At 37.7% G+C, this 9318-nt stretch carries 7 protein-coding genes; 4 read left to right on the top strand and 3 right to left on the bottom strand.

Annotated features, from left to right (window positions below):
* Positions 1 to 1032 precede the first annotated feature (1032 nt).
* Together F6K54_RS33540 and cobS are read right to left on the bottom strand one after the other, a co-directional pair.
* Positions 1033 to 1179 carry a hypothetical protein gene (locus F6K54_RS33540; protein ID WP_293087812.1) on the bottom strand — a complete coding sequence of 49 codons (147 nt, stop codon included), beginning with the start codon at positions 1177 to 1179 and terminating at the stop codon, positions 1033 to 1035.
* Positions 1155 to 1922: an adenosylcobinamide-GDP ribazoletransferase gene (cobS, locus tag F6K54_RS33545; RefSeq protein WP_293087797.1), complete on the bottom strand. Its 768-nt coding sequence runs from the start codon at positions 1920 to 1922 to the stop codon at positions 1155 to 1157. Before cobS ends, F6K54_RS33540 begins: the two co-directional genes overlap by 25 nt.
* Positions 1923 to 2891: 969 nt before the next feature.
* Here cobS and F6K54_RS33550 point away from each other — a divergent pair.
* From F6K54_RS33550 to F6K54_RS33560, 3 genes are all read left to right on the top strand, one after another.
* Positions 2892 to 3341 (top strand): hypothetical protein, encoded by a 450-nt coding sequence (locus F6K54_RS33550; RefSeq protein WP_293087799.1) that lies wholly within the window; start codon positions 2892 to 2894, stop codon positions 3339 to 3341.
* A gap of 357 nt (positions 3342 to 3698) precedes the next feature.
* Positions 3699 to 4799 (top strand): tRNA guanosine(34) transglycosylase Tgt, encoded by a 1101-nt coding sequence (gene tgt, locus F6K54_RS33555; protein ID WP_293087802.1) that lies wholly within the window; start codon positions 3699 to 3701, stop codon positions 4797 to 4799.
* Positions 4800 to 5269: 470 nt separating this feature from the next.
* Positions 5270 to 6046 (top strand): SDR family NAD(P)-dependent oxidoreductase, encoded by a 777-nt coding sequence (locus F6K54_RS33560; protein WP_293087804.1) that lies wholly within the window; start codon positions 5270 to 5272, stop codon positions 6044 to 6046.
* A gap of 411 nt (positions 6047 to 6457) precedes the next feature.
* Here F6K54_RS33560 and F6K54_RS33565 read toward each other — a convergent pair whose 3' ends face one another.
* On the bottom strand, positions 6458 to 6580 hold the full coding sequence (locus F6K54_RS33565; RefSeq protein ID WP_293087807.1) for a hypothetical protein: 123 nt from the start codon (positions 6578 to 6580) through the stop codon (positions 6458 to 6460).
* 663 nt (positions 6581 to 7243) lie between these two features.
* Here F6K54_RS33565 and F6K54_RS33570 point away from each other — a divergent pair.
* A complete protein-coding gene (locus tag F6K54_RS33570) occupies positions 7244 to 8905 on the top strand; it encodes a glycosyltransferase family 39 protein (RefSeq protein WP_293087809.1) in 1662 nt (553 codons plus the stop codon).
* The last annotated feature ends 413 nt before the right edge of the window (positions 8906 to 9318 follow it).

The following is a 9318-nucleotide window of genomic DNA, read 5'->3' on the forward strand; positions in this document are numbered from 1 at the left end:
GAAGATGAGGGGATAGTGGAACAGTGAAATTTGCCAAAATTTGCCGATTTTTCAGCAAAGTACGCGTCTTTAGGCTCTAAGAGAATATTTGGTTCAACGTCGCTTAAAAGCCTTCATCCCCGTGTCTCCGTGTCTCCGTGTCCCCGTGTCTATCGAGAATGAAACAGCCCTGCCTCCTGGGAGGGGTTAGGGGTGGGTTCCCTACTCCCCTACTCCCCTACTCCCCTACTCCCCCGCTCCCCTACTATCTTAATTATAAGTATTCAACCGGACATGATATTAGTCGATTGGATATGGCGAGGAAACCCGCTCTTATCAGAGCCACTCCGCTTTATATGTTGCGGAGCAAAACGCCATCCCACCCTACGGGAAGCTCCGCTTTTTCCTAGGTCATGCTCCGCAAACATGTTGCGTAGCAAAACGACCGCTTTTTCATCCCCTTGAAAGGGGAGGATACCTTATTTTTTGGTCAATAATAAATTTCCCATGGTATCAATATATATTAAATTAAGTACAAGACAAAAATTCTAAAAGTTTGATAGAAAAGGGTTGTGAAGTTCTCTTAGTTCTATTTAACCAATCTAGTCTTTGGCTATCACGCATAATTGTAATGCCTTCGTAACAGTTCTAGCCAATAATCAATTTTGACTGACTGTTCACAGGTGGGCTGAATTTTGTAGCAATGAGTAATTATCATAATTTTTATACTACAGCAACTAAAACACATATAATACTTACGCACTGATTATAGATATAGGGTTTTGGTGTGTTACGCTGCCGCTAACACACCCTACTGGACTGTTTCATCTTAAATGTTGCATTAGAAAATGGGGTGATGGGGGGATGGGGTGATGGGGGGATGGGGTGACGAAAAAAAGCTAATGCACTATTTTAGGTGAAACAATCCACTACTGGCGTGACACACCTTAAATGGTGTATTAGAAAAAAATGGTCAAACCTTGCCTAAATCCGAATTATCGGAAAAAATCTAATCCACAGTTTTAGCTGTGTCACGCCACTACCAATAGTCTACTATATATGGTGATTATGGGTAATATCATGCCCGGATAATAGCGTGAGAAAAAAACCTTCTCCCTTTGAACCAATATTCCCTTCTGCCTTCTGCCTTCTGCCTTCTGCCTTATCTAAATAAGCTATTCCAAAGTAACCAAAATACACAATAATAACGCTTCTGTCCATTCAACCACAGCACCATAAGTATCCCCAGTATGACCGCCCAAACGATAGTTAAACCAAGCACCTGTCAACAGAGCGATCGCTATTCCTCCTATTGCCATCCCAGAAGCTACTAACCAACTTTCAGGGTTTAATAAAATTTGGATTCCACTGATACTCAGCAATAAAAGTAGACTTTGGAGGAAATCCCAAATCGAATATTTTGCCTCCTTGTGAAATGCTCCTTTTCCAGTAGGTTTAAGATAGGGGTAACGAGCGATCGCTACTAACTGTCCCCATCTCCCCCAACCTGCTACTCCCATTAATATTAAAAAGCGGTCGCTATCTAAATCTGTTAAAGCTGTAATTTTTAGCAACAATAGAGCGATCGCCGCCATTGCTCCAAAAGCTCCCGTAGCACTATCACTCATTACTTCCAATCTTCGTTTTTGGTCTGGCACTGCCAACCCATCAGCAGTATCCATCACCCCATCCAAATGTAAACCACCAGTTAAGGCAATTCCAGATATAATTGCTACAGCAGACCTAGTGAGTATAGGCATTCCTAAAACTTGTAATCCAAGATCTATTAGCCCAAGGATACCCCCCACCATCAATCCTATCAAAGGAGCGAAACGAGCAATACCATTAAAATCCAAGTTCCAAGTATGGGGAATTGGTAAGCAGGTATAAAATGCAATTCCAGCACTGAGCTTTATCAGAGTTTTCCTAGTTACTTGGAGCAATATTTTTTACCACCCAATATTTTTTTAACTTGGCTTTTTCTCGTTGACTATATTATCAAAAAAAATAATATTTGCTGCATTTGTTTCAAATCAAATTAACTAAGAATAGAAGAGTAGACAAAACTAATTTTGTATGATAAAAAGTTAGTATACAGTATATTCATGTATAGACTTAAAAGATTTCAAGGATACATAGTTAAATATACATAGTATGAAATGTATAAAAAATTCAAACTATAGATGAAAATTATGAAACTCTTGCCCTAGATGAGCTGTTGTTAGCACCAACCGCCAGAAGCCCCGCTCTATATCCTTCCGGATTAGCGACGGGGCGAATGGTGGGCAAAATGCTGGTAAAATGAATGATATAGGTAAAGTTATTTCAAGAGCTAACTGCCGCCTACAAAATGAACCTAGACAACTGAAGGTACAGGGTTTTACAAGGAATTGTGCATTCAAAGTACAGCTTGATTGTATGTAAAACTTTCACCGAACGTAGTAGACTGACACATCTAAAACTGTGCATTAGCTTTTAACTTGAACAGGACTTACTTTTGAATGCATGACTTTTGACTTTTGAATTGAATCTAATGCACCATTTAAGGTGTGTCAGTCCAGTAGGTAGAGCGAGAAATCAATATCTACTCCTTCTGCGGTGGGGCAGCACGGGGAAGTAAAACCAAAGTTTCTCCTGCACAGACGCTTCGCAAACGTGAAATGTCCGACGGGTTGCCGGGAGTCAACGAGAAGCCCGCGCTATAGCTCGCAAGAGTTTAGCCACGGGAGCTGTCACATAAATCGTTTCCTTTTCCATGAAATTTTGTGCATATTTCAAGCTGGATTTCCATATTATTGGTTCATACTCCAAGAAACTATGCCAGAATTGGAACAAGAATAGCACTATCTAAAATAACTCAGAACAAAAAAATGTTCTGATAAATTTCTATCAAATTCAGAGGCTTTTGCTATATGAGTTCTAATAATTTTGACCAGAGAGTATCTGCTCCTTGCATAATTGACAGTGGCATAGTTGTCAATAAACGTGATATGCAAAGACTATTGATCGATTTAGGTAGAGTCCGCTATATCCATACTCAAGATGGCCAAATTCAGAGCCGGGGTGAAGGATACATACTAGAAGTATTTGCGGATTGTCAACGGTCAACTTTAGTTGCTAATCATTCAATATACTTAAATGTACTTAGTTTTGATTACTTAGAGCTTGGACAATCGTCAAAAAAAGAAACACACTTTGATTTAATTACCGAAGGACGTCAGTTAAGACTAACTCCTCTGTCAAACCCTCTCACAGAACAAGCTCACAAAAATATCAATGCTGCAGCTTTTGACGCAGTAATGGATCAAGTTTTATCGTCTAATTGGGATATGCAGTTTGATGATGATGATTGCCCCTTTTAAGCAGAAAGGATAAAAAATAGGGGTAAAAACAGAAGCTGGAATTTTACCTAAATATACTTTTTTTCAAATTTTTTAGTGGTAAATGGCAAAGCTTATGTTATAGTGAAACTTTATATTAGGTGAAGTTCCCGCAGATTTTAAGCCTGTAGACGAAGATAAGTTACAGTCTATGAGGTATTAGTTTTCAATGTTTGCGCATCATTGCCTTAGCAAAGCAGAAAGCTTATCCCCAAAGCTCAAAGCTAGGTTTGGGTAAGTTTAGATAAGTTCAGCAGAACGAAATTAGGCAGAGCAAATAAATTGTTCTTAGTTTAGAGAAAACAGTTAGAATTTTTTAATTGCTAATACCTAACTATCATGTCCCAAAACTTTTCCTTTCATTATCAGGCTTTTTGTAGCAACACAAAAGCTCGTGCAGGTGTTTTTTTGACTCCTCATGGTAGTGTAGATACGCCTAGATTTATGCCTGTGGGGACTTTAGCAACTGTTAAAACTCTCACACCTGCTCAGTTAGAGAAAGCTGGTGCGCAGATGGTATTGGCAAATACTTATCATCTTCACTTACAGCCTGGAGAAAGTATTATAGCTGGTGCTGGTGGGCTACATAAATTTATGGCATGGAATGGGCCAATCTTAACTGATTCTGGCGGCTTCCAAGTATTTAGTTTAGGAGAAATCAGAACTATCAGCGAAACAGGCGTTCAATTTCGCTCGCCTCGTGATGGTAGTATTATTGATATAACTCCAGAGCGTTCGATCCAAATTCAGAATGAATTAGGAGCTGATGTGATTATGGCTTTTGATGAATGCCCCCCTTACCCAGCGAGTAGGGAAGAGGTGGAGTTGGCAACAAATCGTACTTATCGATGGTTGAAGCGTTGCGTTGAGGCTCATCAGCGTCAGGATCAGGCTCTCTTTGGTATTGTTCAAGGTGGCGTTTATCCCGATCTGCGTTCTGTAGCAGCAAGGCAGTTAGTAGATTTGGATTTGCCAGGTTATGCTATTGGTGGGGTAAGTGTGGGAGAGCCTGGCGAGCTAATAGATGATATAGTCAAAGTCACAGCTCCTTTATTGCCAGAAGATAAGCCTCGTTATTTGATGGGGGTTGGTACTTACCGAGAAATGGTACGAGCGATCGCTTCTGGCATAGATTTATTTGATTGTGTAATTCCAACTCGTTTAGGACGACATGGGGTAGCTTTGGTTAAAGGAGAGAGGTGGAATTTGAAAAATGCTAAGTTTCGAGAAGATTATACTCCTCTTGATGAGTCTTGCCCTTGTTATTGTTGTCAAAATTTTAGTCGAGCTTATCTGGCTCATTTAGTAAGAGCTAAGGAGTCTTTAGGTTACACCCTATTGTCTCTTCATAATGTTACAGAATTAATTCGCTTTACCCAACGTATTCGAGATGCTATTTTGGGCGATCGCTTTACTCAGGAATTTGCTGGTTGGCTTTGAAAAACAATTAATAATTAATAATTAATAATTATTAGGGTTTGCTGAAAAAGTTTGATACTCAGGGGAAAGGTATTAGAATTTTGAGACGAAAAGATCTACAAATCTTGCACTTTTTCAGCATAAAAAAAACCTGGAAACCCTTAGTAGTTATCAATAATAGAGAAAAAGAGTATGTGGAAGCGCGATCGCATAACGTACCCAAATCATCAAAAGTAAAATGATGTCTAATAGACATCTCCAATAATAAAAAATAAAATCAATTATCGCACAAAAATTATTAATCCTTTCCCCCTACTCCCTACTCCCTACTCCCTACTCCCTCTTTTCTGGAGATGTCTAATATTGATATTTTAACATATTTTCTGTATAATCTACTGGCTTTAGTTTTCCTAGGTCATGCTACACAAACATCCTGATGCTCCCTGATCGGAGAGCGCAGGTATTGAAATTAGATAAAACTTTAAAATTAAATGAAAACTGTTGTAATTACTGGAATTTCAGGCACTTTGGGTAGTGCGATGGGTAAAGCTTATAAGTCACGGGGATGGCGGGTTGTTGGTGTGACTCGTCAATCCAGTTTAGAGGGAGATTTTTTTGATGAGTTATGTGTTTCTCCCCAAGAAACTATTGAGGATGCCAGAAAACTATTTGAGTATGACCCGGATGTGGTGATTTTGAATGCTGGTCAAATTGAGACAGAAGTAGGAAAGGGTGGAATTCCCATAGTTGAGTTGGTGGAGTCGATGAACCGGGTGAACTATACTTGGCCTGCAGTAGTTGGTGCTGAGGCAGCCAAGTTACCCAGGAGTAGACCTTTGGATGTGATTGCCATTGGGTCAATTGCTGATGGGAGTCCTTCTTGTTTCGGACCTGTCTATCATTCTGGCAAAATTGCCTTGCATTATTATTGGTCTGGTGTCGGGCCAATTGTTTATCATTCCAGTAAAAATATGATTCGCCTGCGGTTGTATCGTCCTGGTGCTATTTCTGGTAAGTTTGCTTGGGCACCAGTGAATCGTTTGAATGATAAGGCTTATAAGATTCGGGCTAATCGAGTTAATTCTGCTCCCTCTGGGGATAAGGTTGCTGAGAAAATTGTTAATTGGATTGAGAATAGTAAGGAATGGGTGGGGACTTATGATGAGCCTTTGGGATTTAAGATTTTTAAGTATTTGTTTGCTTTATTCCCCAACTTTTTCTACAGATTACAATTGTATGGTTGGCCGAAAGGGAGTAAGTTTGTTTGATTTTGAAATAGTTAGGAGTTAGAAAGATTGAGACAGCGGGTGGAGGATAATTCTCACCCCTTCAACTCCTGGGTAATAAAAGTATGAATCTGAGTCATATCATGTCCGGTAGCATCGGTATTGTATAGCAAGAGTAGGGAACACCGGATCTGGGAACAGGGAACAGTCAGGAATACCTAAGAGCAAGAAAAAAACTTAAACTTCCTGTAGATATTCACCTTTGGGTTTACACGCTCCGATACCAGCGGACATGATATCAGTTTTTGAAGAGAGCGGGGGAGTTGGATGATACAGCGAATTCCACCAGGCGTGAGGTACACCCGTCGCGGGCAAGATGCCTGCACTAGGAACGTTTAATTGTTAATGTTTGTACTTCATATACCTGGAATCTGCTGTATGATACTTCACTCCCTATATATTTAGCAGTTTTACTTGTTGATTAGCTAGGCAGTTTTCCAAATCTACTATAGTTGCTAAATCAAAAATTTCTTCACCTAAAACATATAATATCATGTCCGTTTGAACAGTTGTCATTACGAACGTAGCGATAGCGGAGTGAAGTAATCGCAAAGTACTGTGATTGCTTCGCTTCACTTCGTTCCGCTCGCAATGACATATCGTAACTGATTTACCGAACATGATATAATTTTTCCAAAGATAACAGTATAAATATTTTAAATTTTCCCAAAAATCTCCTCTTATATTGCTATATCTATAAATGAATATTTATAGCAATTGAAGGAAAGGTACGGAAGTCAGAAGTCAAAAGCGAGTGCTAATTGGCGAGGTTTACTTAGAATGTAAAACGCACTCAAAACAGTTAGAAGTTATATCATGTCCGGATAATTAGTTATAAAAAAACTTTCTCCTTCAACTCCAGTTCTTCTTCTTTCTTCCCTCTTTACTCCTGACTCCTGAGGACTGACTCCTGACTCCTCCGTAGTTATTTATTTATCACTGTTCAACCGGACATGATATTAGAAGTGAAAGTTGATAGACTTAAAGTATTGACGCTGGCAATAATTTCAGCTTATTATTCTACATCATAAGTTACTGACTATTTGTGACATTCTTAGAGTTAATTGGTATTAGAAAACTAAACATCTTCTTTCTTCTTTTCTAGAAAATTAATCCCCCAGATAACTAAACATCTTCTTCCTTCTTCCTTCTTGCTTCTTCCTTCTTACCTATAAAAAAATGATTTCTCTCAAATTTGAAAAGAAAAATTTATCTCAAATCTTAATCATATTACTAATTATTGCCATAACTTTAGGCATCGGGTTCCGTTTTTTCAACCTCGATAAAAAAGTCTATTGGCATGATGAAGTATATACTTCTTTACGAGCATCAGGTTTTAAGATGGCTGACCTTGGCCAAGAATTTATTGACCAAATTATTCCTGCTCAAAAACTGCAAAAATATCAAGAAATTAAACCAGAAAGTACCTTCAAAGACACTCTTGAATCTCTGATAATTGAAAACCCCCATCATTCTCCTTTATATTATTTGATGGCTCGGTTTTGGATGAAACAATTTGGTGCTTCTATAAAAGCATCTCGTAGTTTGCCCGCATTAATCAGTTTATTATCTTTGCCTTTAATATATATTCTGGCTTGGCAACTTTTTAATTCCCATTTAAACGCTTTACTAGCAACTACATTTTTAGCTTTATCACCCTTTGAAATTTTGCTTGCTCAAACAGCCAGACAATATAGTTTAGTTACTTTAATTATTTCTAGTAGTAGCATTTTATTGTTGAAATCTCTGCATTATTCAAATTGGAAGAATTGGGGATTATATAGTGTAGTTTGTGCTGTTGGTTTATATACCCATTTGTTTTTTTGTTTAACGATGATAGCTCAAGGAGTATTTGTTCTTAGTAATTCGTTTCTCTCAAATGATATAGATAAAATTTCCTATCACAAAAAATCTAACTCCTCAAAAATTAAACTTTTAATTCAAACACTACCTTGGAAATTTTTCATTGCTGTATTAGCAATAATAATTCTCTACATTCCTTGGATATTTGTAATAATAAATAATCTGCAAAGAGCTTATGATGCTACAAATTGGGCAAGAGTATCAGTAGGCTTCAATTTTTTAGTAAAAAAGTGGATTTTGAGTTTTTCTTCTTTGTTTATTGACCTAGATTTTGGCTTTGACAATATTGCTACATATTTACTGAGATTGCCATTTTTAATCATTATTGGTTTGGGGGTTTATACAGTTTGTCGTTATTGCAGTCGCTCCACAAAATTATTTATTCTGACTTCGATTTTTGTACCTTTCATAATATTAGTAATACCTGATTTGTTATGGGGTGGAAAACGCTCTGGGGTCACTCGTTATCTGATTTCCTGCTTTCCAGCAATATATTTATCCGTTGCTTATTTATTCTCAAGGTATTTAGGTAAGGATAATGTTTCGCATCAGTTAGGCGATCGCCTCTTTTTGTTTAGTAAGGAAAAATTATGGCGAGTAGTTTTGGTAATATTATTGACAGCAAGTATTTTATCCTGTGGTATCAGCACTGTTTCTGATACTTGGTGGAATAAAACCCCTAGTTATTTTAATGCTGAGGTAGCAAAAAAAATTAATGCTAGTGACTACCCACTATTATTGAGCGATATAGGTGATGATTATACAAATATTGGAAATATGATTTCACTCAGCTATCTATTAGATGATAATGTACAGTTGTTGTTGAGTCAACTGCCAAATTTGGAGATGGTTACAGGTGAGTCTGAGATTTTTGTGTTTCGTCCTTCTAGGAAACTGCGATCGGCGATGAAAGCAAAGCAGTGGGAATTAAAATCTGCAGTTTCCGGGCAACTTTGGCGAGTCGATGTTTCAAATTGATGATAAAAATGCTATATTGAGATTAATACTTGAAAAAAACAGGAGTTAAATTATGTCTAATTATACAGAAAATCCTAGTTATGTTACTCCACTTTGATATAATAAAAATTGTTCTTAATTCATTAGACATCTCCAAGAATAAAAAATAAAATCAATTATCCCACATAAATTCTCAATTCTTCCCCTCCTGGGAGGCAGGGCTGTTTCAAAGTCAAATAAATAATCGATATGATTGAGAATTGAGGGCAACATTACCGGAATTTGGGGAAAAGTTAGGAAAAAGGGCGATTTTTCGGGGTGGAGGTAGGGAAAAGCTCCCAAAGAATCTAGGTCTGATCAACGGAATTTCTGAAAAATCCATTTTTTCACCAAAATTATTGATCGATAAATTTGGGGAAAATCCAATGGTATTG

The sequence above is a fragment of the Okeania sp. SIO3B5 genome, from assembly GCF_010692555.1.
Lineage (GTDB): Bacteria > Cyanobacteriota > Cyanobacteriia > Cyanobacteriales > Microcoleaceae > Okeania.